Here is a 26,487-nt window from a genome sequence, read left to right as displayed (position 1 = left end):
CGGGGTCTCCCTCATATGCGTTTGTACGGTCCTGTCAGATCATGCCGGACCGTCGTCGCCGTCGCCTGCCCCGCCCGCCACTTCGGCAAGCCTGCGATGCTCAGCGGCCTTGCGTTCGTAGATCGCGGCCATGCGCAGGTGGTACGCCGGGTCGTCCTGTTCGTAGACGTCGGGGATGCCGTCGAGGTCGTCGTCGCGCTCCTCGGCGGCCCACAGCGCCCGGTACTTGGCGTTCCTCACCTTCAACAGGACGGTCGCCAGGACCGCCGCGACGAGGGAACCGGTGAGGACGGCCGCCTTGACGCTGTCGGTGAGCACCCGGTCGCCCTCGAAGGCCAGTTCGCCGATGAGCAGCGACACGGTGAAGCCGATGCCGGCGAGGGAGGCGACCGCGAACACGTCCGGCCAGGCCAGGTTTTCGGAGAGGGAGGCCCGGGTGAAGCGGGCGGTCAGCCAGGTCCCGCCGAAGATCCCGATCGCCTTGCCGACGACCAGCCCGAGCACCACCCCGAGCGTCTCCGGCTGGGTGAACACCTTCCCCAGCGCACCGCCCGACACCGCAACACCCGCGCTGAACAGGGCGAACAACGGCACCGCCAGACCGGCGGACAGGGGGCGTACGAGGTGCTCGATGTGCTCGCCGGGGGAGCGGTCCTCGCCTTCGCGCCGGGCGCAGCGCAGCATCAGCCCCATCGCGACGCCGGCGATGGTGGCGTGCACACCGCTGTTGTACATCAGCCCCCAGACGACGAGCGCGAGCGGAACGTACACGTACCACCCGCGCACGCCCTTCCTCAGCAGCAGCCAGAAGACGGCGAGACCGGCGAAGGCGGCGCCGAGCGCGGCGAAGTCGAAATCGTCGGTGAAGAGCACCGCGATGATCAGGATCGCGCACAGGTCGTCGACGACGGCGAGGGTGAGCAGGAAGGCCCGCAGCGCGTTCGGCAGGGACGTGCCGATGACGGCGAGCACGGCCAGCGCGAACGCGATGTCGGTCGCCGTGGGCACCGCCCAGCCGGCCAGGGAGCCGCCGCCGATGAGGTTGGTGAGCGCGTACACGAGCGCCGGTACGGCCATGCCGCACAGCGCGGCGACCACGGGCAGTGCGGCCGTCCCGGGGTCCCGGAGGTCACCGGCGACCAGCTCGCGCTTGAGTTCGATGCCGGCGACGAAGAAGAAGACCGCGAGGAGCCCGTCGGCCGCCCAGTGCGCCACGGACAGGTCGAGGCCGAGCGTTTCGGGGCCGAAGCGGAAGTGGCTGACGCTCTCGTAGCTGTCGTGCAGCGCTGGGACGTTGACCCAGACCAGCGCGGTGACGCTGGCCAGGAGCAGCAGCACACCGCCGACGGTCTCCGTGCGCAGCGCGTCCGCCACGAAGGTCCGCTCGGGCAGAGAGAGTCGTCCGAGAACCTTGCGGGTGGGGGTGGTGCGGGGCGCGGCCACGGTGGGGACCTCCGGTCGGTGGGCAGGACGGAACGCTTGCCGACCAGACTTCCCGGCGCACCTTTTGTTTACTTTAGCCAAAGGGCACCCCGGCGGGCTCGCCGCCGGGTGCCCTTCGCGGACGTACGCCCTCCCGTGGGGGACGTACGGCATCTCAGTCCTCGCTCGGCGCCGCCGGCAGTTTGGCCTGGATCAGGTCCATCACCGTGGAGTCGGTCAGCGTCGTGACGTCACCGAGCTGCCGGTTCTCCGCCACGTCCCGCAGCAGTCGCCGCATGATCTTCCCGGAGCGGGTCTTCGGCAGCTCCTGCACCGGCAGGATCCGCTTCGGCTTGGCGATCGGGCCGAGAGTGGCGCCGACGTGGTTCCGGAGGTCGGCGACGAGGCCCTCGTCCTCGGCGTTCGCCGTACCGCGCAGGATCACGAACGCAACGATCGCCTGACCGGTGGTCTCGTCGGCCGCGCCGACCACGGCGGCCTCGGCCACCGACGGGTGCGAGACGAGCGCGGACTCCACCTCGGTGGTGGAGATGTTGTGGCCCGACACGAGCATCACGTCGTCGACGCGCCCGAGGAGCCAGATGTCCCCGTCGTCGTCCTTCTTCGCCCCGTCACCGGCGAAGTACTTGCCCTCGAACCGCGACCAGTACGTGTCGAGGTACCGCTGGTCGTCGCCCCAGATGGTGCGCAGCATCGACGGCCACGGTTCGGTGAGGACCAGATAGCCACCGCCGCCGTTCGGCACCTCGTTCGCCTCGTCGTCGACGACGGTCGCGGAGATGCCCGGCAGCGGCGTCTGTGCGGATCCCGGCTTGGTCGCCGTCACACCCGGCAGCGGCGAGATCATCATCGCGCCCGTCTCGGTCTGCCACCAGGTGTCCACGATCGGCGTCGTGTCGCCCCCGATGTGCTTGCGATACCAGATCCACGCCTCGGGGTTGATGGGCTCACCGACGGACCCGAGGACACGCAGACTGCTGAGATCGAACTTCGCGGGGATGTCGTCGCCCCACTTCATGAACGTACGGATGGCCGTGGGTGCCGTGTAGAGGATCGTCACCCCGTACTTCTGCACGATCTCCCAGAACCGCCCCTGGTGCGGGGTGTCCGGCGTGCCCTCGTACATGACCTGCGTCGCGCCGTTCGCCAGCGGCCCGTACACGATGTACGAGTGGCCGGTGACCCAGCCGACGTCGGCCGTGCACCAGTACACGTCCGTCTCCGGCTTGAGGTCGAAGACGGCGTGGTGGGTGTACGACGTCTGGGTGAGGTAGCCGCCGCAGGTGTGCAGGATGCCCTTGGGCTTACCCGTCGTGCCGGACGTGTACAGGATGAACAGCGGGTGCTCGGCCCCGAACGCCTGCGGGGTGTGCTCGGCGCTCTGCCGGTCGACGATCTCGTGCCACCACACGTCACGGGAGTCGTTCCAGGCGACGTCCTGGCCGGTGCGGCGGACGACGAGGACGTGCTCGACATTGCCGGCGCGGTCGGCCGCGTCGTCGACGGCGGGCTTGAGCGCGGAGGGCTTGCCTCGCCGATAACCGCCGTCGGAGGTGATGACCACCTTGGCGTCGGCGTCCTGGATACGGGTCGCGAGCGCGTCCGCGGAGAAGCCGCCGAACACGACGGAGTGCGCGGCGCCGATCCGGGCACAGGCGAGCATCGCCACGGCCGTCTCCGGGATCATCGGCATGTAGACCGCGACCCGGTCGCCCGCCTGGACGCCCAGCTCCAGCAGGGCGTTCGCGGCCTTGCTCACCTCGTCCTTGAGCTCGGCATAGGTGATGGCCCGGCTGTCCCCGGGCTCGCCCTCGAAGTGGATGGCGACCCGGTCGCCGTTCCCGGCCTCGACATGCCGGTCGACGCAGTTGTACGCGACGTTGAGCTCACCGTCCTCGAACCACTTGGCGAACGGCGGGTTCGACCAGTTCAGCGTCTCGGTCGGCTCCTTGGCCCAGGTCAGCCGCCGGGCCTGTGCCGCCCAGAAGCCGAGCCTGTCAGCCCTGGCCTGCCCGTACGCCTCGGCCGTGACGTTGGCGTTCTCGGCCAGGTCAGCGGGCGGCGCGAAGCGTCGCTCCTCCTTCAAGAGGTTGGCCAGGCTTTCGTTGCTCACGACATCTCCCTTACGGTGCTTTGCCGGGGCGACCGTTGTGTCCCAGGCCACAGCTCATCAGACCCGGACCCCCGATGACAAGGGCCTTCCTCGGATTGGTTTAGACCTGTGGGCGGGTGGCTCGGTGGCCAGGACGCCACCCGTTCCCACGGACCGGGACGGAAATCGGTTCACGCGCGCGTGTCGTGCAGGACCGTCCCGGTCGGGTCGGCCGTCCCGGTCGTTCCGGCGACCTGGTCGAAGACTCCGCCGTCCGGGGCTTCCTCGGTGAGCAGGTACGCCTGTGCCTCGCCCACGTGGAAGTACATCCCGTGCAGTTCGAGTGCGCCCTCGCGCAGGGCGCGGGCGACGGAGTCGTGGGCTCTCAGGTGTTCCAGTTGCTGGATGACGTTGGTCAGGCAGAGCTGTTCGACGGCGTCGGCCGGTTCGCGGGCGGCGAGGCGGGCCCAGGGGCGGTTCTTGTCGGTCGCGCGGTCCAGACTGGGTCGGCCGTGCCGCAGCCAGCGCTTGAGGGGGGTCTGGGCGCCGTGCGGGTCGGTCTTGAGCAGGGCCTGCATCGCGCCGCAGCCGGAGTGCCCGCAGACCGTGATGGACCGTACGCTCAGCACGTCCACCGCGTACTCGATCGCCGCCGCCACCGAGTCGTCGCCGCTCTCCTCGCCGGGCAGCGGCACGAGGTTGCCGACATTGCGTACGACGAAGAGGTCGCCGGGGCCGCTGGAGGTGATCATCGATGTGACGAGCCGGGAGTCGGCGCAGGTCAGGAAGAGCTGCGAGGGCTGCTGCCCCTCGCGCGCGAGCCGGGCCAGCTCACCGCGGACCAGGGGCGCTGTGTTGCGCTGGAACGCGCTGATGCCGCGCGCCAGTTGATGACCGTTCGGACCTTCGGCCGCCTCCTCCTGCGGTGTGCCTCGCGTCGGGGTGGCCGGAGCCTCGCACTGGTGGTTGCGCCACGGCGTCCAGGGCCGGCAGCGGCAGCCGGCCGTCGAGGTGCCGGCGGGTTCGGCGATGCGGGTGCCGGCGCGGCCGGTGATCTCCACGGAGCCGCCCCGCGCGTGGTGCGCGTGCTGCCAGTCCTGCAGCGACTCGTACGCCGCGTGGTCCATGAACGACCCGTCCAGCTCCACGACGACGGCGGCCCCCTGAGGGACCTGGTGCAGGGCGCGGCTGAGGCGGGGCACGGCGAGGAACGTCAACTGTCCTCGTACGTGGACGTGATGGACTCCTTCCTTCTCCTCGTGGGTGATGCGGGTGCGGGTGAGGCGGTGCAGAGCGACGCCGACGGCCACGGCGATGCCGAGCGCGACGCCTTCCAGGACGCCGAGGATGACGACGCCGAAGGTGGTGACGGCGTAGACCAGCACCTCGCGGTGGCGGGTGACCGTGCGGATGTGGTGCAGGGACACCATCTGGACCCCGACGGCCATCACCAGGGCGGCGAGTGCGGCGAGGGGGATCAGCTCCAGAACGGGGATCAGAAGCAGTGCGGCCGCCACTACCCAAACGCCGTGCAACATCGTGGAGTTCCGGCTGGTGGCGCCGGCGCGGACATTGGCCGTGCTGCGGACCGCGACTCCGGCGATCGGCAGGCCGCCGAGGACGCCGGAGACGACATTGGCCGCGCCCTGGCCGCGCAACTCGCGGTCGAGGTCCGAGCGGCCTACGTCGGTCCGTCCCGCCGCCAGCTTGTCCATGGCGACGGCGCCGAGGAGCGACTGCACGCTGCACACCAATGTGGTGGTGAGGACGGCCGCGACGAGGCCGAGCGTCGGCCCGTCGGGCACTCCGGCCAGGGCGTGGCTCCGCCACGACGGCAGGTCGACCTTGGGCAGGCTCAGCGCGGCGAGCGCGGCCGTCGCCGTGGCGCCCGCGACGGCCACGAGGGCGGCCGGGACGGTGCGCAGTTGCCGGCCGAGGCGGCCGGGGAGCCGGGGCCAGGCGAGCAGCAGGACGAGGGTGAGCGCGCTCACGGAGACCGCGGCGGGGTGCAGGTGCGCCAACTGGGCGGGGAGGGCGCCGATGTTGGCGCTGACCGAACTCTGCGGGGTGCCGCCGAGCACGATGTGGAGTTGGGCGACGGCGATGGTGACGCCGATGCCGGCGAGCATGCCGTGCACGATCGCGGGGCTGACGGCGAGCGCCGAGCGGGCCACGTGCAGGTGGGCCAGGCCCAGTTGGGTGAGGCCGGCCAAGATGGTGATGGCGCAGGTGGTGCGCCAGCCGTACTGGTGGATGAGGTCGGCGGTGACGACGGTGAGACCGGCCGCCGGGCCGCTGACCTGGAGGGGGGAGCCGCCCAGGCGTCCGGCGACGAGACCGCCGACGGCGGCGGCGACGAGGCCGGCCTGGAGCGGGGCGTCGGTGGCGAGGGCGATTCCCAGGGACAGGGGGAGGGCGATCAGGAAGACCGCGATGGAGGCGGACAGATCGGCGGCCGAGACACGGAACCGGCGGCGCGGTTTCTCCGGGGGGCTATGCGGTTGGTGATCACGCTCCGTCCGGTTCGAGTCCGGGTCGGTGGCGTGGGTGGGGACGCAGGCGGACATGTTCTCCCGTCTCCTCCGGGGCTACGCGGTCGCGTCGGGTCGCGGCCGTGGGGCACGGCGTTCAGTGGCGGGATTTCTCAACGCTCAGTAAACGAATCGTAATGCAGGGTAAAGGATATGCAAGAACATTAGCCGCAAATAGGTCATTAGATCACTCGTGAGGATGAATGAAGCTTTTCATCGGCTTGTCGTATTAATTATGATCTGAACTCTGTGTGACCTTGGCTGCCCTGCCCCTGAGTGAAGGAAGAAGGTGGGCGGAAGATGGCCGTCACCCAGAGGATCGCCGCCGGCGTCACGCTCGCCGCGACCTGCGCCGCGGCGATCGCCGGATGCGGGATCGGTGGGCCGACAGGAACCGTCGGCCCACCTGGCGCGAAAAAAACGGAGAAGGAGGGCCGGCAGGGCGTACCGGCCACGAAAGAGGGCGTCCCGGCGCCGCCGAAGGCCGCGGTCCGGCTGATCGGCGACGGCTCCACCTCGTACACCGGTGCGCAGCCGCACCTGCCCAGCCCCGAACGGCTGAAGCCCGGTCAGAAACCCCCGCAGTTCGTGGTGTTCTCCTGGGACGGCGCGGGGGAGGACAGCCAGCGGCTCTTCTCGCACTTCCGCAAGGTGGCCCGGGCCAACGACGCGACCATGACGTACTTCCTGAGCGGTGTGTACATGCTGCCGGAGGAGAAGCGGGACCTGTATCGCCCGCCCCAGCACTCACCGGGCCGCTCTGACATCGGCTTCAACGACGTACGCGGAATCAAGGACACCGTGGACCAACTGCGCGGCGCGTGGCTGGAGGGCAACGAGATCGGCACGCACTTCAACGGCCACTTCTGCGGCCCCGGCGGTGGGGTCGGCGAGTGGTCGGTCGAGGAGTGGAAGAGCGAGATCGCCCAGGCCAAGTCGTTCGTGAAGGCATGGAAGACCAACACCGGCACGGAGCAGGCCGAGCCGCTGCCCTTCGACTACGACAAGGAGCTGATCGGCGCCCGCACACCCTGTCTGGAAGGACAGGCGAACTTCATGCGGGCCGCCCGCGAACTGGGCTTCCGCTATGACACCAGCGGAGTCAAGAACCAGGTCTGGCCAGAGAAGAAGGACGGGCTGTGGGACCTGTCGATGCAGCTCGTCCCCGTCCCGGGGCGGGACTTCGAGACGCTGACCATGGACTACAACTTCTACATGAACCAGTCCGGTGCCCGGGCCGGGACTCCGGCCAAGCGGGAGTACTGGGGCGATCAGTTCCGTGACGGTCTGCTCGCGGGCTTCGAGCGCGCCTACAAGGGCAACCGTGCGCCCCTGATCATCGGCAACCACTTCGAGTCCTGGAACGGCGGCGTCTACATGCGCGCCGTCGAGGAGACCGTCGAGGCGGTGTGCGGCAAGGCCGAGGTGCGCTGCGTCTCCTTCCGTCAACTCGCCGACTGGCTCGACGCCCAGGACCCGAAGGTCCTGGACAGGCTGCGCGCCCTGGAGGTCGGTCAGTCCCCCAAGAAGGGCTGGAAGACCTTCCTGTCCGCCGGACCTGCACCGGCCCCCAAGGGGGTTCCCGGGGCCCCGGCGGCCAGGCCGTAGCCGCACTCACACGGCGGCGGCGACCCCCACGCCGAGCACGAACTCGGGGTCGATCTGCGCGGCCAGGTCGGCCCCGGTCCTTTCGTTGCCCCAACTGGTGGCGTTCTTCAGGTGGAAGTGCGCCATCTCACGGGTGTAGCGCTCCCAGTCGCGCAGCTCGTACGTGGCGTCGGCGGCTTCGTGAAGGGTGCGCAGGGAACGGCGGTTGGTCTCCTCCAGGTGCTCGAAGCGGGGCGGGCGGCCCTTCTCCAGGGCGCGCACCCAGTCCGAGTGCCCGAGGGTGACGAGCAGGTCGTCCCCGACCTCGGCGCGGAGGAAGTCGAGGTCGTCGTTGTTGTCGTCGCCCCGCACCTTGTTGCCGACGACCTTCAGGGCGACGCCGTAGTCGCTGGCGTACTCCTTGTACTGGCGGTAGACGGAGACACCCCTCCGGGTCGGCTCGGCGACGAGGAACGTCATGTCGAAGCGGGTGAACATGCCGGACGCGAAGGAGTCCGAACCGGCCGTCATGTCGACCACCACGTACTCGTCGCGGCCGTCCACCAGGTGGTTCAGGAACAGCTCCACCGCTCCCGTCTTGGAGTGGTAGCAGGCGACCCCCAGGTCGGCGTCGGTGAAGGGGCCGGTGACCATCAAACGGACGGCCCCGCCGTCGAGTTCCACCGGGCGGGCGCAGGCGTCGTAGATCGCGTTGGGCTCGCAGACCCGCACCAGGCGTGATCCGTCGCCGGGCGGGGTCGTCTTGATCATCGTCTCGGCGGAGGCGATCCGCGGGTTGGAGCCGCGCAGATGGTTCTTGATCAGTGGCAGCCGGTCGCCCATCGCGGGCAGTTCGGCGGCCTCCGACTCGTCGAGGCCGAGGGCGGCGCCCAGGTGCTGGTTGATGTCGGCGTCGATGGCGACGACCGGCGCTCCGGAGGCGGCGAGATGGCGGATGAACAGAGAGGACAGTGTGGTCTTGCCACTCCCGCCCTTCCCGACGAAAGCAATTTTCATGTTCACTAACGGTAGTGGGGCGAGTGCCGGTGGTGTTCATGCGGCGGTGGAAGACCACTCCTTCGAGGGGTCGGTCAAAGGAAGGGGCGCGTCAGCTCGATGAGGGGTGGCGGTCGGGCGACGGGCGGGCGCGCGTAGGGTCGTACTCATGAGTACGACTGGTGCGGCCGCCGATCCGCTCGCGGCCCTGGGAGAGCTTCCCGGTGTGGCCGAGTCCGTGGAGTCCGTGCGCAGGGCCGTGGACCGGGTCTACGGCCACCGCGTCATGCGGCGCCGCAGCAACGCGGTCACCTCCGAGGCGGCCCTGCGCGGCGCGCGCGGCTCGGCGGCGCTGTCCGGCGCCGACTGGGCCCTCGAAGAGGTGCGCCGTCGTTCGGATTTCAGCGGCCAGGACGGCGACGACGAGGCGCACGCCATGGGGGCTGCGCTTCGGCTGACCGCCGAGGCGGGCCAGTTGCTGTCCATCTGGCGGCAGTCGCCCCTGCGGGTACTGGCCCGGCTGCACCTGGTGGCGGCCGGCCATGACGACGCGCGCGTGGGACGGCCCCGACAGGACGGGGAGCCCGTCGACGAGCCGCTCGTCGAGCTGCCTCTACCGGGCGCCGCCGAGGTCGCCGGCCGTCTCGACGGCCTCTCCGAGCTGATCATCAAGGGCAGTTCGGCCCCCGCCCTGGTGACCGCCGCCGTCGTCCACGGCGAGCTGCTCGCCCTGCGGCCCTTCGGCTTCCACAACGGCCTCGTCGCGCGCGCGGCCGAGCGGATCGTCCTGATCGGCAGTGGCCTCGACCCCAAGTCGGTCTGCCCGGCGGAGGTCGGTCACGCGGAGCTCGGCCGCGCCGCCTATCTGGCCGCCCTCGACGGCTATGTCTCCGGTACCCCGGAGGGCATGGCCGCCTGGATCGCCCACTGCGGCAGAGCGATCGAACTGGGCGCGCGCGAGTCGACGGCGGTGTGCGAGGCGCTGCAGCGCGGGGCGGCGTAGGAGCCTGAGAAGTCGGGTGAGAAGTCTGGCGGCGAAGAACCCCCGGAAAAGGGTTGCGGCGGTACGAGAATTCGTACCGCCGCTGGCATGTCCACCCGGTTACCAAGCGTCCTCGATATATGCCCATCAGGCCGGGAACTGTGGCCCGTGACCTGGTGCGGCTGGCCCGTAATCGACGGGTCGACGTCGCGTGGGTGCCCGGTGTTCATGCTGGGTCCGTGGGGCCAAAATGAGTTTTAAAGGTGATCCTCTCGGATGTCCTTTGGTCTCGCGGGCCTTGAATCCTTTCTACTCCAGGACCGGGGCAAGCGGAACCCCTTGATGTGCTTCTTTACTTTTAGGTTCAAAGAGGGTGAATCGGCCGTCGATGTATCGACCCCAGGTCAGGCGGTCGCCACCCGGCGCCGGCTCGCGTACCAGACGAGCCCCGCGGTGGCCGCCGCGGCGCCTATGGCGGCGGCCGCGAGAAGGGCGGGCCGCGGCCGTACGGCCAGTCGCTGCTTGAGGCGCACCGGGCGGTGGAAGTCGAGAATGGGCCACCCGCGCGCGAGGGCCTCCTTGCGCAGCGTCCGGTCCGGGTTCACCGCGTGCGGGTGCCCCACGGCCTCCAGCATCGGCAGGTCGGTCGCCGAGTCGCTGTACGCGTAGCAGTGCGCGAGGTCGTACTCCTCGAACTCGGCCAGCTCCCGGATCGCCTCGGCCTTCGTCGGACCGTAGGCGTAGTACTCCACCTCGCCGGTGAAACAGCCGTCGTCGCCGACGACCATCCGGGTCGCCACCACCCGGTCCGCGCCGAGGAGTTCGCCGATCGGCTCGACCACCTCGGCGCCGGAGGTGGAGACGATGACGACGTCCCGCCCGGCGATGTGGTGCTCCTCGATGAGGGAGGCGGCCTCGTCGTAGATGATCGGGTCGATCAGGTCGTGAAGGGTCTCGGCGACGATGTCCTTCACCTGTTGGACGTTCCAGCCCCGGCACAGCGCGGAAAGGTACTTCCGCATCCGCTCCATCTGGTCGTGGTCGGCGCCGCCCGCCAGGAACACGAACTGGGTGTACGCCGTCCGCAAGGCAGCCCTGCGGTTGATCAGGCCACCTTGGTAGAACGACTTGCTGAACGTGAGCGTGCTCGACTTCGCAATGACCGTCTTGTCCAGGTCGAAGAAGGCCGCTGTGCGGGGCAAGGAGTGGTTTTCCACGAGGCCGAGCATATGCGCCCGCCATTCGGGCTAGTGTGGGGCGTGTGGGTTTGCCTGAGAGGCCTCTCGGGTACACCATGGAAGTCACGGATCGTTCGCGACCGTGCTAACGCGGTCCGGCTCCTCCCCCCCCCGAGTCGGCCGTGGAGACGACCCCCACTCTCCCCCCCGGTGGGGGTCGTCGCATGTCCGGGTGCATTTTCCCCACTTCTCCCCAGCCCGCGAGGCGCTTCCTGGCCCTCGTGGGCTTTCCTCTGCCCCGGCACAGGATCCGTCACCGCCCGTAGTCGGCGGGCTGCGCTGCGGAAGTCGCACAGGTGTCGCCTGTGCGGGTGACGGCGATATCCACAAGCGTCGAGTTGTCCACAGTAATCGACCAAGATCCACACGATTTCCGGGATCGCTGCACCGTGATTCCAGCGCGTCCCGACGGCGGCGAGTTCGTGGCCGGTTCTGTTTGCCGGATGCGTAGGGCCGGTTTCCGTCGGCCGCCCATATGGCGGCCGTCGCCGGTCCACACACAGGACTTGCACACGGGCGCCCGGAACGCCGGGCGCCCGTGTGAACGCAGCGAAGGGGGCTGGAGATCGTGGCGGGAGCCATCACCAACGACCGGCCGTCCGCCGCCGAGGGGCGGCAGGGCAGGCCGTTGATCGTCACCGAGGACGTGGAACTGCTGGACGACCTGCTGCGCCTGTGCGCGGCCGCGGGCGCCCGGCCGGAGGTCCACCACGGTGTGCCGGAGGGCCGGGGCCGGTGGGAGACGGCGCCGCTCGTGCTCGTCGGGGACGATGCGGCGCGGCGGCTGCGCGGGGCCGCGCGCAGACGAGGAGTGGTGCTCGTCGGCAAGGACCAGGACGACTCCGGAGTTTGGCAGCGGGCCGTGGAGATCGGCGCCGACCACGTCCTGATGCTGCCGGACGGCGAGCAGTGGCTCGTCGACCGCATCGCCGACGTGGCGGAAGGGGTCGGCAGGCCCGCGCTCACCGTCGGTGTGATCGGCGGCCGAGGCGGCGCCGGCGCGTCCACACTGGCCTGCGCTCTCGCCGTCACCTCCGCGCGACAGGGCACGCGCACCCTTCTCGTGGACGCCGATCCGCTGGGTGGCGGCCTGGACGTCCTCCTCGGCGGCGAGAGCGCCGACGGACTGCGCTGGCCGGCCTTCGCCGCCTCGCGCGGCCGGGTCGGCGGCGGCGCCCTGGAGGAGTCGCTGCCCGAACTGCACTCCCTGCGCGTCCTCAGCTGGGACCGCGGCGACGCTGTCGTCGTCCCGCCCCAGGCCGTGCGCGCGGTCCTGGCCGCGGGTCGGCGGCGCGGCGGCGCGGTCGTCGTCGACCTGCCGCGCCGCATCGACGAAGCCGTCGCCGAGGCCCTCGCCCAGCTCGACCTCGGACTTCTGGTCGTCCCCGCCGAACTGCGCGCCGTCGCCGCCGCCTCCCGCGTCGCCTCCGCCTTGGGGATGGTCCTCCGTGACCTCCGCGTCGCGGTGCGGGGGCCGTACTCCCCCGGTCTCGACGACCATGAGGTGGCCCGCCTGCTGGGGCTGCCGCTCGCGGGCGAAGTACCCACCGAGGTCGGGCTGCGGGACGGCGGCAAACCACCGGGAGGCATCCCACGCGGACCACTCGCGCGGTTCTGCGAAGGCTTCTGGGAGCGGGTGGCGGTCAGGGGTGAGACGGCGTGAACCGGGTGCGTTGCAACGGGCTGCCGGGCGGCGAAATGCCTTGGCGAGACGGGACTTGCGGGCGGTTTCCGATCGGGGGCGAGGCCGTATGAACGGAATGCCCGACGACGGCCTGTTGGACGGGGTTCGGCAGTGGCTCGTCGAGAGCGGGGCCGAGCCGACGCCCGCGCGGGTGGCGCAGGCGCTGCGGGAGCGGGGGCGGGTGCTCGGGGACGCCGAGGTGCTCGGGGCGGCCGAGCGGTTGCGGTCGGAGCTGGTGGGGAGCGGGCCGTTGGAGCCGCTGCTCGCCGACCCGTCGGTCACCGATGTGCTGGTGTCGGCGCCGGACCGGGTGTGGGTGGACCGGGGCGGCGGCCTGGAGCTGACCGGGATCTCCTTCCCGGATGCCGCAGCCGTACGACGGCTCGCGCAGCGCCTGGCGGCCGTCGCCGGACGCCGACTGGACGACGCCCGGCCCTGGGTGGACGCCCGGCTTCCGGACGGCACCCGGCTCCACGCGGTGCTCCCTCCGGTGGCCGTCGGCTCCACCTGCCTGTCCCTGCGGGTCGTACGGCCCCGGGCCTTCACCCTCGCCGAACTGGCGGCGGCGGGCACGGTGCCGCCCGGCGGAGACCGCGTGCTGCGGGCGCTGATCCGCTCCCGGTTGTCGTACGTCATCAGCGGCGGGACCGGGACCGGCAAGACCACGCTGCTGAGCGCGCTGCTCGGCCTGGTCGACCCCGGTGAGCGGATCGTGCTGGCCGAGGACTCGGCGGAGCTGCGGCCCGACCATCCGCATGTGGTGCGGCTGGAGGGCAGACCGGCCAACCAGGAGGGTGTGGGCCTCGTCGAACTGCAGGACCTGGTGCGCCAGGCGCTGCGGATGCGCCCGGACCGGCTGGTGGTCGGCGAGGTGCGGGGGCCCGAGGTCGTGTCCCTGCTGGCCGCCCTGAACACCGGCCACGAGGGCGCGTGAACGAGTAAAACATACATAGATGGCAGCGTGAAGCCCCACTCGTCTGCCAGTACGGGGGAGAGCAGACGAGTGGGGCGGTCTTCACCAGTGGAACGGTTCGAGGTCACCCCCAGCGCACGCGGGGCACGCCACTTCACCGGTCTGCGCGCAGGTGATGCATCCTCCGAACCCCCCGCAGCTTGGGCACCAGACAGCGCGCTTGCCGATGCATGTGCCGCAGTGGGAAGACAGCTCCGCCAAGAGGTCGAGCACGGTCGGCGGGGGCGCAGGGTCGAACGGTCTGCGGCCGGCGCGGGGCTTCGGGGCGGGCATCAGTGCGGGTGAGCCCTGATCTTGCGCGCGGCCTCTGCCCTCGCTCTGACGTCGCCACGCTGTTTCGCGCTGCGCATGGCTCTGGCGGCGCTCTGGCACGTGACACAGCCAGCTTGCGGCTTCGCTTCGAAGAGCCATCCGTCGATCGGCAGCACAACCGGCGGCTCGGGGTACCGATTCACGAGACCACACCCCAGACACGCGGGCGCCGAGCAGCCACAGCGGCATGCGGATGTTCGGCAATCTCGTCGCTGGCGCTCCGCACTGCTGCAATGTCGCTGGCGCTCCGGGCGATTTCCCGTGACTCAGCCAGCGCGGAGCATGTGGCGCAACCCTGCACGCCGACCGGTTCGAGTAGGGCGCCTGTCTCGCTGAGCTGTCTCGTCGCCATGCCGTCCCCTTTACGTGGTTCCGGCCAACCACGCTAAGAACCGCGACACGCGGACTCACAGCACCTTGCACGAACTTGCGCAGCATCACCCGAGAGAGTCAATGGCTGCCGTGATCAGCGAGCGAGCGGGCGCCCCGTAAACAGCCAACTCGGCCAAGTCGGCGAAGGTTTGCGCATACACACCGACCTCATGCGGCTGCGTAATCGTCAGGAACGCAGAGACCAGTTCGACATTGACCTGAGCATCGTCAAAGATCCAAAAGTCTTCGACGGGCCACAGCGCGGTGCGATCGGCGCTCAGCGGGATAACTCCCAGGCTGACGTTCGGGAGCGTCGCCAGCGAGAGCAGATGACCAAGTTGGCCAGCCATGGTGTCAGCCCCGCCGATTCGGTGCCGCAGCGCGCTTTCTTCGAGCAGTACAGCAAAGCGCCGTGGCCCCTCGTGCAGGACACGTTGCTTGTCGACGCGTACTTGCACTGCTTCGCTCAGGTCATCGGGCAGCGCGCGCCGGTCGCGAATCGCCCTGAGTATCGCTTCGATGTACGCGCGAGTCTGGAACGGCCCAGGGATGAGCCACGACGAGTAGGCCCGGAAGTGTCGCGTGCGCTCCCACAGCGGAATGACCGACTCTTGGGCTCGGCGCAGGCCTGAGCGTTCCATGCGCCGGTATTCGACGTACGCGCCGCTGATATTCCGCGCTGTGGCGATCAGGTCGTCTGTCTGGGCCGCAGCGTCGCAGTGCAGCGTGTACGTGCGTAGGTCGTCGTCTGACGGGGCCGTGCGCCCGTTCTCGATGCGGCTGCACTTGCTCTCATGCCAACCGGCCCGAGAGGCAAGCTCGCGAGCTGTCAGACCCGAGTCTTGCCGGATCTCTCGCAGCCGCTTGCCTAGTGCCTCTCGGGCTTGCTGAACGCTGGACGAAGTCACGTTCAGACCGGCCGGTAATCCTCATGCGGAATCGCGCGATCCCAGACAGCAGCGAATGCGGACGCGCACAGCTTCACGACGGCAGGGTCGGTGACCAGTTCTTCGCCGGTCATCGTTCCGTCGCCAGCGAAGTGGTTGAACAGAACCGATGTGCCGTCGAACAGCCAAAAGTCGTTACCAGGCAGGGCGATCCCGGAAGCCTGCCTGCGGGGCAGCCAGCGCACGCGTTCGCCGGCCTTGACGTTGTGGCCGCTGGTCAGCTCGTACTCGTACCGCACGTACGGGGAGATCGGTTCCGAGACGACGCGCGCACGGTGCACAGCCACGCCACGGGCCACGGACGCTGAGACGAGATCGATCCACCATGGCCAGCGCTCCGCCGGATCGAACCGGTTGCCCGCTGTCCACTCTCGGTAGTCGTCGTCAAGGCCGTACACATCCCTCAACTCCAAGTGAACGGCGCTGTGTTGAGCAGCGCGGAACAGACCCTCAAACGTCGTCACCTGTCACCTCCGGGAAGAACTGCATCATGCGCCTGGGGAACTCGATCACGGTCTCATGATCCGGGATGTTCATCTGAGCCAGCCGCTCAGCGTCCGTGACCCGCCAGCCTTGCAGGATGTAGTGCCCCGTCTCGTCGTCAAAGTAGACAGTCGGTGAGCCGTTGTTGGGGCTGTCGGGGTCCTTGCCGAGTCGGTGCAGCGTCATGGTGTCCTCCCGCGTCATCGGTGGCGATCGACATGACCGAGCTTGCGCCGAATAACCTCTCAGCGCCACCAACTTGCACAAACTTGCGCGACCCTTCGGCCGCCTGACGTTATACGTATGACCAACATAGGAAGCCCCCGCACCGACCACCGTTGCGGCAGCGAGTGCAGGGGCATGGGTCATGGGGTGGCAGCGAGTGCGGTGCGAATGCGCTGGGCGCGGGACTGTCCGATACGAAACTGCGCCTGCAACTCCCGCAGCGAGGGAGGCTTGCCGGTTGCCCGCTGCGATTGCTCGGCGAATGCGCGCGCTTGCGCTAGCAGCGGATCGGCTGTGGGGCTCTCTGTGGGGCGTTCAGGCTTCACAGGCTCCGGAGCTACCGGAACGGCTTCCTGGGGCGCCAGCGGGGCGCTCAGAGCCTTCACGCGCCAGAGTACGAGCGGAGCTACGGCGGACACCGCCACGACCAGCGGGACACCGACCGGCAGCATGCCCGAACTGACCAAGTGCGCCAGCGCATTCGTCAGAATCAGCGCGCAGACCACAGCGGGTACATCGCGACGCACAGCGAATGCACGCAGCGCATACACATCTAGGGCCGCAGGCACGCATCCCGCGACCCATTCGCCGTACCCGACTGCGCGCGCCAACTCGTACTCGGCGGAAGCCGTGGCGACCAGTGCAGCGAGCAGCGCAGCCGACCCGAGTAAGTCTCTGTTCTTCGGCATCTGACGCTCTTTCAGATATGAATGGGCCCCAGCTGATTCACAACCGGGGCCCATCAGGTACGGATTCTTGCGCAGCGCGCTCAGTCCATCGCAGCGAGACGGCAACGCAGGCAGCGAGTGCCAGGCTGAATCCCTTGGTCGTGGGTTTCGCACACTTTCCAGTCCGACGGATCGCGCTCATTCCAGGGGCCGTGGCTCGGCGCCCCGGAGTCCTTGGCCGGCTGAGCATTCCGCGCGGCTATTGCCCGGCGACGCGCACTCATGTTGGCCACCCAGGGAGCGCGTAGCCAGCGGCGGCCAGCGAACCGGGCGTGAGAAGTAGCGTCTCGGATATGCGGCGAACTTCGGTGAGCTGCGCAGCATTTACGCCTGTGCCGAGCGCTTCCAGTTCGATCAGCAGCGCGACCATTCCCCGCGCCGAATCGTCCCAGAGGTTCGCGCTCGGCCCCTGCCACAGTTCGAGCCAGCGCTTTAGCTGATCGTCGGTCCAGTCTTCCGCGCGGGCGGGCGGCATGGGCGCTGGTAGGTCGCACCCAGCGGGTAGGATCGTGCGCGCTGCACCTGGGCGTGAACGGCCCCGCCGCAGATTCTCGGTATTCACGGTGAGTCACCTTCGCTTGATTACGGAGTGGTAACGGGAGGCGGTTTTGAACGCGTCTCCGAATTCCCGCCCGAGCGGACCTCCGAACGACCTCCCCCGCGCCTCAGCGGTCCGGGGCACTCGGGTCCACCCCCCACCCTCTGTGACGGGTCGACACTCACGGTGAACGTCGATGGTTACATTCTGTTGCCCTGATCTCGTGCCGTTCGTCGGTTGTGGTGCGCAGTTGTCATGCTGCGCAGGTTGGCCCAGTCGTGTGCTCGCGGACCCAGCGGCCCTAGTCCGTCGATGTGGTCAACGACCTGAGCAGCGGGGCGCAGTGGCTCGGCGATCTGCGTGCATTCCTCGCACTCACACAGCGGATGCTCACGCAGGAAGGCACGGCGCGTGTCCTGCCATCTCTTCTCCCGGTAAGCGCGCTGGTGTGCCGAGCTGTTGCGCTGTCTGCCACGCGCCCGCTTGCACTCGACACAGGGGCCGTTCCATGTCTGGCATGGACATCCGACCGTGGGACAGACCGCCATCGCTGACCGCTTGCCCGTGGGATGTTCGCCAGGCTCACACGGCGCATGTGGCACGAACTCACCAGGCTTGGCCGCTGGCGCGGAGACAGGCTCAGGGGCTGTGTGCCAGCCGTCCGGGTATATGCCGTCAGCGGGGACAGCTAGGCCGCTTCGCATCAGCGTCAACGCCACGTCATCCGCCAACTCGATGTCATCGCCGCTGTAATAGGTCTCGCCGGCCAATTCGAACCGTCTGCCGAAAGCGACTCGAAGGCGCATGGGTTTGCTCCCTTCCGCGAGGGGCCTGAGCATCGATGCTCAGGCCCCCAATCGCAGCGTCAGCGGCCGAGCACGTGGCGCGTGTACGACGTGGCAGCGATACGAGCCTTCTTCAGCTCGATCAGCGCCAAGTTGGCCTTGCCCGCCACCGCGCGGTTCTGGTCGCCGCTCTGTGCCGCAGCCTTCACGACCTCACTGCGTACGAGGGTCAGCGCCGCTTCGCGCGTCTCGGCCTCGACCCCGTTGGCACTCAGGAAGTCTCCGAGATAGGTCGGATCCGCCACCAGCGCGCCCACGCTGTCGCTCCGCTGGGCCAGGCGCTTCAGCGTGTCGATCAGGGCCCCAGGGCTGCCGACATGGCGCTGTGTGGCCATCTGGAGATCAGCGCGGGCGGTCATGGCCTCAGCGGGTGCGACGCGCGGACGGGCACCTTCGTAGGTCTCCGCGTACGCAACGTCGATCAGCGCGTCAGCCGCTTCCAGCGACACTGTGACCTTGTCCGTTGCTGCCTTGATCGCCTGGCCAGCGAGTGTCTTGCGGCCCTCCGGGTACATCCTGACGTCAGCCAGGAAGCCGTTTGCCTCAGCCCTCGCGTTAGCGGCGGTGCTCAGCGTCGACGTGATGGCGCTGGACGCGTTGCCGACGATCTCGCGCAGATCAGCGGGCAGACCGACAGCAGCCGAGCCGAACGCAGCCGCATGGTCCTGGGTAGTCCGCGCGAGGCCAGCAACGGCGACGTCAACCGGGTCGGGCGCTGACTTGCGCATGGCGTCGAACCGTAGGGGGTCGTCCTCGGTGCCAGAACCGGTGAATTCAACGGGAGTGTTGGTCATCTGATGTGCCTTTCAGGCTAGTTGCTGGCCGAACGGCGCGGATTGCGCAGCTCGGAAGTCAGGGTCACGCCATGCGCGTACGTCTCGGTGCTGCCGGTTCGGCCTGTCACGACCACACCTACGGCTCTGAGAACGTCCTTCAGGGCCTTGTACGACACCCCGTGGGACGTGCCCAGGTGAGCCAGCACGGCGCGATGGATGGCGGGTATGGGAACGGTTGCTCCGGGCGCCGGGTCAAGGACCGCAGTCAGCGCGTGTGCAATGTCGTCGGTCACGGGTTGCCTCGCAAGCACATGAGAAAATTCGTATGTGACGGGCTGGGGACGGGACACAGCGGTCGAGGGGCGGGGGCAACGGAGCAACACTCACAACCGTTGCCAGCCCAAAGTTCCAAATGCCATGTCAGGTGACTAGTTAGATGTTTCTGTTTGCTCTGTTTCGTCTGTTGCTCTGTTGCTTTTCCCAGGTCAGAAGGGGTACGCAGCGGCAACACATGCCACAACAGAGCAACTCACGGGCGGAACAACTCCGGCGTCCCCGAGTAGTCGGGCTGAGCAGCGAGCCGAATACCCGTGAATCCACGCGCCCCGCGAGAGTTGAATGTGCCCATGCCCTGACACCGTTCCTTCAGCGCCGTTGTGAGTGAGCGCTTCGTTCTGAAGGCATCCATACCTTCGGACTCCGCCCATGCGCTGTACGCCTGCCAGAGGTCAGCGCCGGTAATGCGCCCCTGCACGTCTGCGACAACCACGCCAGGAAAGAAGCCGGCGAGCGTGTCTGACTCCTCGCGGTATTCCTCGACAGCAGCCTTCACGCTGGCCGGATCGCTCAGCCCGTAGGCATGCCAGTCGACAGCGCCACGGACCAACCAAGCGAGAATGCCCGGCATTTCGGCTCTCAGCGTGTCTTCAAGGTGCAAGTCCTTCGCTGCGCCATCGAAGCGCTGCATGAAGGGGATGAGCTTCACCCGGCGCCACGTGCCTGTGTCTTGCTCGCGGACGATCGGCTTGTAGTTGCTGGCGAGCAGAATGAGCGCCTGAGGCTTGAACGCATAAGGCTTCCGGTACTTCGGGTTAACCGTGATCTCTTCGCCGCCGGTCGCATTCTTGATCGCTGCGGAATCCAGCACGGCTGACCGGTTAGTCTCCGACGCCAGTGCCAGCCGTGCGCCTACGAGCAATTCGGCCTCAGGTCCGCCCCGCGCCTTACCGCTGGTCGTGAAAGCGTCGAATGGCACGGTCGCAGCGTGGTCGCCGAGTAGCTCCCGCAGCGTAGTCAGCAGCGTCGATTTTCCGTTAGACCCTGCGCCATAGAGAACTGCGAAACACTGCTCTTTCGTGCTGCCGGTAATTCCGTAGCCCAACAGCCGCTGAACGTAGGCCGGTAGCTCCGGATCGTGCGCGAAGACTTCGTCAAGGAAGCGCAGCCAGCGGGGGCACTCAGCGTCAGCGTCGTACGGCACGCGCACAGACTTCGTGATCCGCTGGTCTGGCGTGCCATCGCTCATCGCGCCGGTTCGCAGATCAATCACGCCGTTTGGCGCAGCCAGTAGCCATGGGTCAACGTCCCACTCGCCGCTGTAGCGCGCCTCAGGCAGACCTTTCAGCATCTCTACGACGTTGTCTCGCCGTTGCTTGCTGCCTAGGTACTGCGAGCGTCGCTGATCTTTCTCGTCGCGCCGTAGGTCGCGCAGCATGGTTTGCACAGTGGCTGTTACGTCGTCGCCCTCGCTGTCGCTGTGCCAGTGGTGCGCCCCTTCGGGGAACGTGAACCAGCCTCGCGCACGGCTGTGAGCCAGCGACCCATTGAAGCGACTGCCCAGCGCGTGAATGGCGAGATCGTCATCACTCATCGTGCCGATATCGTCGGCTTCCGGCGCGCCATGAGCTTTCTGTAGTGCTGCAAGTAGCTGCGCAAGGTTTTCCTGAGACAGTTCCATCAGGCAGCCACCCCAGCAGCGCGCAGAACGGCGCCGAGTTCGTCAGCCTGCGCAGCGAGCGTCTGCTTCACGCGCTTCTCTCGCGCTGACCAAGGGTCCATGCGGTCATGCTCGGCACGCAAGCGCCTGTACTTGCTGCGGGTCACCCAGAGCTGCGCGTAGAGGAATTCCAGATCCCAATTCACGCTGGCGTCGTCCGGGTCGCACAGCTCGTATCCGGGGTTGCCGTACGCGTCTGAAGGCTTGAGATGTCCTCCGCGCGTGGGCAGCGCTGGCAGGCAATGCGCCGTGCGACCACCCAGAGTCTCGCCGTGCGAATGCTCACGCTCGCAGAACGGGCACGAGATTACTCGGCTTTGCCCTGCCAGCCGGCCATCGGGATACTTCGTGTCGACGAGAAAGGCCCTGACTTTCGGGCGGTACGTGTCGAGGTCAATGCTCAAGGGTCGCCGTCCTTTTCGCTGAAAACAGAAAACCCCCGGCTCACGTCTGCAACCACAGCGCGGACGGCGAATCCGCTGTAGCTGCTGAAACGTGAGCCGGGGGCTCTGAGTATGGGTGCGGGCATGTGCCGCGCATTGCTGCCACCCGGAAGATTCGCCGTCCGTCGGGTGGTGCAGGTTGGGAGCGCTGATCGCTCACTCACCATGTATCTGTCGAGTCATGGACGCGAAGCGCTGTGCGTCTCCACAGATGAACTGTTGAGTGGTGAACGCGAAGGGAAAACATGCAGGTCAGCGGGTCAAGGTAACGGATTGATAACGGGGCTCTGAGTGGTCTCCAGCGGGCATGAAACAGCCCCGCCCGGTCACAGGGACCAGACGGGGCCGGAAGGTGCTTCAGCGGGCGCTCAGGGCCTCGCTTACGCGCGCAGCGGACGGACCGATGGCGCCACGCCTGCCAGCGCCTCAGGCGAGCCGCAGAGGGCAGCCTGCAAGGCTTCCAATCTCTGTACGCGTTGCCTCGTGAGTTCGCTTGTGTCGCCGTCGTGTTGGCGCCTGAGCAATGCCGTCAGCTTCGCGTCGATGGCCCGCCACTCGGCTTTCCGCAACAGTGTTGCCTCGAACTCGGCGCACTCGGCCAGGAACGTTGCGCGGGCTTCGCTGATCGGCTCTTCCGCCGGTATGGGCTGCGTGTGGCACTGGGCCCACGTCTGCCCGAGTCCGTCACGGTGGTCGCCGCTGTGCTGCTCGGAGCGAACACACGGTTGGCGATGCCGGCCGATGGCCGGGCCGCTTTCCCAACCAGGCCTGCGCTTACCGCAGGTCTCTCGCAGTGCCTTGCCGACAGCGCGGGGGGTTTTCGCGTCGTACACTTGGTGGCTCCTTCTGTTGAAGGACACGGGAAGTGTTCGTGATTGGCGTCCGGCACTTCCCGTGCCAATGGCCCATCTGTGGTTTCTAGCGCTCAGCGTTGTGCAATGCCTCTTCGAGTAGCACGGACTCTGAAGTCGCCTCAGCCGGGTGGGCATCTCGCCACCATGCGGGTCCAGCGAAATGCACAGCCACCCGATCCGCGTTGAACCGGCGGGGCGACCCTGGTACGGGCGGTTGGATTTCCACGCTGGCGCCCAGGTCCAGCAGCAGGCTTCGGCGCCCCTCTTCGTCCCGCTGCGCCCATGCGTCGCCGATGGTGGACCCCGTGGCTTCCCAGCGACCAACGGCGTGCGCAGCTTCGGCCTCAAGCTCTGTTACGCGCTGTTCAAGGGCGGTGATCTGTGCTGTGACACGCTGCGCCGCTCGCCCGCCCGCCGGTAGGTGCGCGAGATTCCCTGTCAGGTTGTCCAACTGCGCCGTGACGTCGGAGAGTTGAAGCACTGCGCTCCCGTCGGGTTCCACCCAGCGTTCAAGCGCGAAGGTCCCAAACCGCTTCAGAAAGTCGGCAGTCACAAGCTCTTCGAGGTGACGACCGGTGATCACGGTGGGCCGGTGCTCGCCGTGCTTGCCCACGCCTTTGCGGCATACGTACGGGCTGTAGTCGGCTCCGTCCACGGTTCGGCGCTGTTTGTACATGGGGCCCTTGCAGACGCCACAGCGGACGATGTGGAGTAGCAGAGCCTTGCCCGCGCGTTCAGCCCCACGGCCTATCGCACGCTCGTCCAGCAGTGCGCGCACGGCTGACCATGTCTGCGCGTCCAGAATGGGCGGTCCGGCGCTCACAGGGTTGCCCGTACCGTCGAGTACTGGCTGATTGGTCAGCGCGCTGCGACGGGTTCCGGGGGTGGCCTGTACGAGCCAGCCACGTAGGGCAGGGGTGTACAGCGCGTCTCGCAGGGTTGTGGTGTGCCAGCGCTGGCCACGTGCCTTCCGGCCGTCTCGCTGTCGGGCATGTTCGGCAGGGGGTAGGACTCCGCGCTCGTTCAGTTCCCGAGTGAGGCCCGTCAGCGACGCACCGTGATTTACGAGCTTGTCTACGCACTCACGCAGGATGCTGGCGGCGCTCTCGTCGATCACCCAGCGTTTGTCATTCACTGGCCCGGCTACGGCGTACCCGTACGGCGCAATACCGCCCAAATGGTTTCCGCGCTGGCGAAAGTGTTCCTTACTGGCCACGATGCGGGCCGTGATCACTTCCCGCTCATACTCCGCGAAGCTCGCGAGGACGTTGACGATGATCGAAGAGTTTTCCGGCGACACAACTCCGTCAGCGGTGACCACAGTCGCGCGGGTTGCCTTGGCGGCATCGAGTAGCCGCTGAAACTCCAGCACACTGCGCGCGTAGCGGTCGAGCTTGGCGGCCAGCACGTAGTCTGCGCGAGGGAGCCAAGAGAGCACTTCCCGCATACCGGGTCGATCTTCCAGCTTGCTTGCCCCGCTGACGTTCGTGTCCGTGGCTACGTGGACGACTTTCCAGCCCCGGCGCTCGGCGTAGGCGCGGCACTCGCTGATGCGATGGTCTGGCGCCTCTTCGGCAAAGAGCCTGCTCAGCCGGTCATAGATGACCACTGTCGGCACTGTTGTCCCCTCTCGTCTGGCGCCCGACCAACCTACATGGACGGTTAAGCGGTTCATCTGGGCGGCTGCGGGACGCTCCACGCCAATGCCGCGGGACAGGTGCCGGCCCGTCTGGAGGCGCTCGGTACGGCGGCCGGGCTCGACCGGGCCGCGCTGCACAGCCAGTTGGCGGCCGCGCTGTCCGTTGTCCTGCACCTCGTACGGGACCGGGACGGGCGACGGCGGATCGCCGAGGTACATGTGCTTGAGCGGGACGGGTCGGGGCTGGTGGTGACCGTGCCGGCGCTTCGCTGGAGCGAGGAGGCGTTCGTGTACGAGCGGGGCTGGGAGCGGCTGCGGGGGCTGCTTCGGGACGGGCTGCACGGCCGGGGCGACGGGGTCCCGGAGGGGCTTCAGGGCCGGGGCGGCGGGCTTCGGGACGGGGGCCATGGTGGAGGCGACGGGCTTCGGGGTCGGCCTGCGGGAGGAGGGCCGGGTGAGTCGGGGAACAGGGGGCCGTTCGGGTTCGGGAACGGGCCGTCGGCGGGGCTCGGCGAGGGGTTTCTGGAGGGGCTGGAAGGGCTGGAAGGGCTGGAAGGGCTGGAAGGGCTGGAAGGGAGTGGGCGGCAGTGACGGGGGTCGGGGAGATGTCGGTCGGGGTGGTGGCCGTGGCGTGCGCCGGGGCGGCGGCCTGGATGTCGGGTGACGGGCGCGGCGCCGGGGTTCGGCGGGCGCGGTTGTTGCTGGTGGGCGGCGGGGCGGTGGGGCCTTCGCCCTGGGAACGGGTGGTCGGCCGGGTGCGGCGGCTGGGGGCCGAGTGGTGGGCGCCGGTGGCCGGGTCGGTGATCGCGGTGCTGGGAGCCTCGGTGCTGCCGGCCCTCGCGGGGGCGGCCGCGGTGCCGTTGCTGAGGCGGGTGCGGCGGGCGGCGGAGGAACGCCGGGCCCGGGAGAGGCGGGGCGATGCCGTGGTCGCGCTGTGCTCGGCGCTCGCCGGGGAGGTGCGGGCCGGGCGGCAGCCGGGTGAGGCACTGTCGCGGGCCGCGCGGGACTCTGGAGGGCTCGGGGAGGCCGAGGCCGTGGTGCTGGCGGCGGCGCGGTTCGGCGGGGACGTACCGGGTGCCCTGGCGGACGCGGCACGGCAGCCGGGCGCCGACGGGCTGCTGGGGCTGGCCGCGTGCTGGCAGGTGGCCGTCGACCGGGGCGCGGGCCTCGCCGCCGGGCTGGACCGGCTGGAGGGCGCCCTGCGCGCCGAGCGGGACCAGCGGGCCGACCTGCGCGCCCAGTTGGCCGGCGCCCGGTCGACGGCGGTGATGCTCGCCGGGCTCCCGGTCCTGGGCCTCCTGCTGGGCACCGCGCTCGGCGCCGATCCCCTGCACGTGGTGCTGCACAGCACGGCCGGACTGGGCTGTCTGCTCGTCGGTGCGGTGCTGGAGGGCGGCGGCCTGTGGTGGGCGCTGCGGATCGTACGGGGAGCTGAGGCGGCGTGAGCGGCGAGGTTGTCCACAGGCTGGGGGTGGTCGTCTGCGCGCTTGTGGGACTGTGGTGGCTGGCCCGGTCGCTCGACACCGCGCGGCGTGAACGAAGGCTGCGCGCCCGGCTGGCCAAGGTGCTCGTCCTCACCGCCGAACCGCCACGGCGGAACCTCGTGCCACGGGGTGCCGTACGGCGATGGCTGCCGGTCGCCGGGGCGGTCTGCGCCGGGTGGGTGCTCGTCGGCGGCTTCCTGGGGTTGCTGTTGGGGCCGGCTGCCGGCGTCGGGGCCTGGTTATGGCTGCGGAGGGCTCGGCGCGCGGGCGGCGAACCGACAGAGGCGTACGACGCCGCAGCAGCCGCACGCCAACTGCCTCTCTCCGCCGACCTGCTGGCCGCCTGCATCACGGCCGGAGCGAGCCCTGTGGCGGCCGCGCAGGCCGTGGGCGAGGCTCTGGGCGGACCGGTCGGCGCCCGGCTGGCCAGAGGCGCGGCGGAGGCACGGCTCGGGGGCGAACCGGCTGAGGCGTGGCGCGCGTTGGCGACCCTCCCCGGCGCCGGAGCTCTGGCACGGCTTCTGGAACGCGCCGACGAGTCCGGCGTGCCGGCCGCCTCCCCTGTCGCCCGCCTCGCCGCCGAGGCCCGCGCCGAGTGGGGCCGTTCTGCGACGGAGCGAGCCCGTCGGGCCGCCGTGATGGTCACCGCCCCGGTGGGACTGTGCTTCCTGCCCGCCTTCATCGCGGTGGGCGTGCTGCCGGTGGTGATCGGGCTGGCGGACGGCTTGTTGGGAGGGGGTGGGGGATGACGGGGCGGACTTGAACGAGCGGTGCGCGGTCCCGACCGGTGATGACCGGAAGCGGCCGACGACCAACGGCGGCCGGCGATCAGTGGTGACAGCAATCAGTGGCTGACAGCAGCCAGCAGTAGTCGATGGAACAGAGCCTCACGGGGGTTGAGATGTACAAGGCAGTGAAGGTGGTACGGGAAGCGGTGTGGGTTCGGGTGGTGTGTGCCGTGATGTGCCGGGTGCGGGCGGCGCGGAGGGACGCGGGGATGGTGACCTCCGAGTACGCGGTGGGGATCATCGCGGCGGTGGCCTTCGCCGCGGTGCTCTACAAGGTGGTGACCAGCGGCCAGGTCCAGGCGGAGCTGCAGCAGATCGTCGGGCGGGCCCTCAATGGCGGGGCGTGAGCCACGCCGGTCACGGCTGCGTCGCGGGGTGCTGGGCGGCGACGGCGGGTTCGTGACGGCCGAGGCGGCCATGGTCCTGCCCGTGATGCTGCTGTTCGCGACGGCGCTGGTGTGGGCCCTGTTCGCCGCCTGCGCGCAGATCCAGGTCGTGGACGCCGCCCGGGCCGGGGCCCGGGCGGCCGCC

General features: G+C 68.9%; 22 protein-coding genes and 2 pseudogenes. 9 read left to right on the top strand and 15 right to left on the bottom strand.

Annotation, left to right across the window (positions count from 1 at the left end; all coding sequences use genetic code 11):
* Positions 1–39 precede the first annotated feature (39 nt).
* The 3 genes from nhaA to ACFU53_RS20755 form a co-directional block, all read right to left on the bottom strand.
* Positions 40–1,443, bottom strand: a complete 1,404-nt coding sequence (nhaA, locus tag ACFU53_RS20765; protein WP_383994224.1) for a Na+/H+ antiporter NhaA — start codon at positions 1,441–1,443, stop codon at positions 40–42.
* Positions 1,444–1,597: 154 nt separating this feature from the next.
* The gene (gene acs, locus ACFU53_RS20760; RefSeq protein ID WP_383994221.1) at positions 1,598–3,556 is read right to left on the bottom strand and encodes an acetate--CoA ligase; all 1,959 of its coding nucleotides are present in this window, start codon (positions 3,554–3,556) and stop codon (positions 1,598–1,600) included.
* 170 nt (positions 3,557–3,726) lie between these two features.
* Positions 3,727–6,102 (bottom strand): SulP family inorganic anion transporter, encoded by a 2,376-nt coding sequence (locus ACFU53_RS20755; RefSeq protein ID WP_383994218.1) that lies wholly within the window; start codon positions 6,100–6,102, stop codon positions 3,727–3,729.
* 264 nt (positions 6,103–6,366) lie between these two features.
* Here ACFU53_RS20755 and ACFU53_RS20750 point away from each other — a divergent pair, with 264 nt between their 5' ends.
* Positions 6,367–7,674, top strand: coding sequence for a hypothetical protein (locus tag ACFU53_RS20750; RefSeq protein WP_383994215.1), 1,308 nt, complete (start codon positions 6,367–6,369; stop codon positions 7,672–7,674).
* A gap of 6 nt (positions 7,675–7,680) precedes the next feature.
* Here the strand turns inward: ACFU53_RS20750 and ACFU53_RS20745 are convergent, their stop codons facing one another.
* Complete coding sequence (locus tag ACFU53_RS20745) at positions 7,681–8,670, bottom strand: ATP-binding protein (protein ID WP_383994212.1); 990 nt, start codon at positions 8,668–8,670, stop codon at positions 7,681–7,683.
* A 148-nt stretch (positions 8,671–8,818) separates the two neighbouring features.
* Between ACFU53_RS20745 and ACFU53_RS20740 the strand changes: the two genes are divergently transcribed.
* Entirely contained in the window at positions 8,819–9,652 is an 834-nt protein-coding gene (locus ACFU53_RS20740) for an oxidoreductase (RefSeq protein WP_383994209.1), read from the top strand.
* A gap of 383 nt (positions 9,653–10,035) precedes the next feature.
* Here the strand turns inward: ACFU53_RS20740 and ACFU53_RS20735 are convergent, their stop codons facing one another.
* Positions 10,036–10,860 carry an HAD family hydrolase gene (locus tag ACFU53_RS20735; protein ID WP_383994206.1) on the bottom strand — a complete coding sequence of 275 codons (825 nt, stop codon included), beginning with the start codon at positions 10,858–10,860 and terminating at the stop codon, positions 10,036–10,038.
* Between the two features lie 577 nt (positions 10,861–11,437).
* Here ACFU53_RS20735 and ssd point away from each other — a divergent pair.
* Positions 11,438–12,532, top strand: coding sequence for a septum site-determining protein Ssd (ssd, locus tag ACFU53_RS20730; RefSeq protein ID WP_383994203.1), 1,095 nt, complete (start codon positions 11,438–11,440; stop codon positions 12,530–12,532).
* Between the two features lie 88 nt (positions 12,533–12,620).
* Positions 12,621–13,481 (top strand): annotated as a pseudogene (locus ACFU53_RS20725) (TadA family conjugal transfer-associated ATPase); the annotation flags it as partial.
* 794 nt (positions 13,482–14,275) lie between these two features.
* Here ACFU53_RS20725 and ACFU53_RS20720 read toward each other — a convergent pair.
* From ACFU53_RS20720 to ACFU53_RS20675, 10 genes are all read right to left on the bottom strand, one after another.
* Complete coding sequence (locus ACFU53_RS20720; protein WP_383994268.1) at positions 14,276–15,124, bottom strand: helix-turn-helix domain-containing protein; 849 nt, start codon at positions 15,122–15,124, stop codon at positions 14,276–14,278.
* On the bottom strand, positions 15,121–15,621 hold the full coding sequence (locus ACFU53_RS20715) for a DUF6879 family protein (RefSeq protein ID WP_383994200.1): 501 nt from the start codon (positions 15,619–15,621) through the stop codon (positions 15,121–15,123). The genes ACFU53_RS20720 and ACFU53_RS20715 overlap by 4 nt, the downstream gene beginning before the upstream one ends.
* A complete protein-coding gene (locus ACFU53_RS20710; RefSeq protein ID WP_383994197.1) occupies positions 15,608–15,826 on the bottom strand; it encodes a hypothetical protein in 219 nt (72 codons plus the stop codon). The genes ACFU53_RS20715 and ACFU53_RS20710 overlap by 14 nt, the downstream gene beginning before the upstream one ends.
* A 179-nt stretch (positions 15,827–16,005) precedes the next feature.
* The gene (locus ACFU53_RS20705) at positions 16,006–16,554 is read right to left on the bottom strand and encodes a hypothetical protein (RefSeq protein ID WP_383994195.1); all 549 of its coding nucleotides are present in this window, start codon (positions 16,552–16,554) and stop codon (positions 16,006–16,008) included.
* Positions 16,555–16,813: 259 nt separating this feature from the next.
* Positions 16,814–17,068: a hypothetical protein gene (locus ACFU53_RS20700; RefSeq protein WP_383994192.1), complete on the bottom strand. Its 255-nt coding sequence runs from the start codon at positions 17,066–17,068 to the stop codon at positions 16,814–16,816.
* A gap of 928 nt (positions 17,069–17,996) precedes the next feature.
* Positions 17,997–18,770: a hypothetical protein gene (locus tag ACFU53_RS20695; RefSeq protein ID WP_383994189.1), complete on the bottom strand. Its 774-nt coding sequence runs from the start codon at positions 18,768–18,770 to the stop codon at positions 17,997–17,999.
* Positions 18,771–19,281: 511 nt separating this feature from the next.
* Positions 19,282–20,709 carry a phage/plasmid primase, P4 family gene (locus ACFU53_RS20690; protein WP_383994186.1) on the bottom strand — a complete coding sequence of 476 codons (1,428 nt, stop codon included), beginning with the start codon at positions 20,707–20,709 and terminating at the stop codon, positions 19,282–19,284.
* Entirely contained in the window at positions 20,709–21,152 is a 444-nt protein-coding gene (locus ACFU53_RS20685; protein WP_383994183.1) for a hypothetical protein, read from the bottom strand. Before ACFU53_RS20685 ends, ACFU53_RS20690 begins: the two co-directional genes overlap by 1 nt.
* Before the next feature lie 419 nt (positions 21,153–21,571).
* Positions 21,572–22,024, bottom strand: a complete 453-nt coding sequence (locus ACFU53_RS20680; RefSeq protein WP_383994181.1) for a hypothetical protein — start codon at positions 22,022–22,024, stop codon at positions 21,572–21,574.
* 85 nt (positions 22,025–22,109) lie between these two features.
* Positions 22,110–23,654, bottom strand: coding sequence for a recombinase family protein (locus ACFU53_RS20675; protein ID WP_383994178.1), 1,545 nt, complete (start codon positions 23,652–23,654; stop codon positions 22,110–22,112).
* A gap of 63 nt (positions 23,655–23,717) precedes the next feature.
* Between ACFU53_RS20675 and ACFU53_RS20670 the strand changes: the two are divergent.
* From ACFU53_RS20670 to ACFU53_RS20650, 5 genes and pseudogenes are all read left to right on the top strand, one after another.
* Positions 23,718–24,038: pseudogene (locus ACFU53_RS20670) on the top strand (ATPase, T2SS/T4P/T4SS family); the annotation flags it as partial.
* A 251-nt stretch (positions 24,039–24,289) separates the two neighbouring features.
* Positions 24,290–25,129, top strand: a complete 840-nt coding sequence (locus tag ACFU53_RS20665; RefSeq protein WP_383994265.1) for a type II secretion system F family protein — start codon at positions 24,290–24,292, stop codon at positions 25,127–25,129.
* On the top strand, positions 25,126–25,917 hold the full coding sequence (locus tag ACFU53_RS20660) for a type II secretion system F family protein (RefSeq protein WP_383994175.1): 792 nt from the start codon (positions 25,126–25,128) through the stop codon (positions 25,915–25,917). Before ACFU53_RS20665 ends, ACFU53_RS20660 begins: the two co-directional genes overlap by 4 nt.
* A 152-nt stretch (positions 25,918–26,069) precedes the next feature.
* Positions 26,070–26,303 (top strand): DUF4244 domain-containing protein, encoded by a 234-nt coding sequence (locus tag ACFU53_RS20655; RefSeq protein WP_383994172.1) that lies wholly within the window; start codon positions 26,070–26,072, stop codon positions 26,301–26,303.
* The coding region (locus ACFU53_RS20650) for a TadE family type IV pilus minor pilin (protein WP_383994169.1) at positions 26,290–26,487 on the top strand (198 nt) is incomplete at its 3' end. The genes ACFU53_RS20655 and ACFU53_RS20650, both read left to right, overlap by 14 nt.

The organism is Streptomyces sp. NPDC057474 (assembly GCF_042802555.1).
Taxonomy (GTDB): domain Bacteria; phylum Actinomycetota; class Actinomycetes; order Streptomycetales; family Streptomycetaceae; genus Streptomyces.
This window is presented reverse-complemented; position numbering and strand designations above follow the sequence as displayed.